The following is a 271-nucleotide window of genomic DNA, read 5'->3' as shown; positions in this document are numbered from 1 at the left end:
ACGCAGAAGAAGACTCCAGAAAACCGGTTTATGCGAACTGGGGTAGTGGCTCAAACGGCTTTGCCGTCTGTGACGGCAAAGCAGGCTATGGTGCGGCAGGATTCAGAGCGTACAGAGGTAAACCGGGATATTCGGGAAGCATGATCTGGGTCAAAATACGTTGCTGTAAGTTAAAAGTTAATACGCCTTAAATGCATCAGCTTGCTTTGACGATGTAGTTAAAGGCAATGTTTTTGGGGCGCATTTCCGTTGTGCTTCCCTGGGCCCAGTA

General features: G+C 48.7%; 1 pseudogene. It reads left to right on the top strand.

The features are described 5' to 3' along the window. Positions 1-191, top strand: a pseudogene (locus E0D98_RS27735) (shufflon system plasmid conjugative transfer pilus tip adhesin PilV); the annotation flags it as partial. Positions 192-271: the final 80 nt, after the last annotated feature.

The organism is Escherichia sp. KCJ4928, from assembly GCF_004352695.1.
Taxonomy (GTDB): Bacteria; Pseudomonadota; Gammaproteobacteria; order Enterobacterales; family Enterobacteriaceae; genus ECMA0423.
This window is presented reverse-complemented; position numbering and strand designations above follow the sequence as displayed.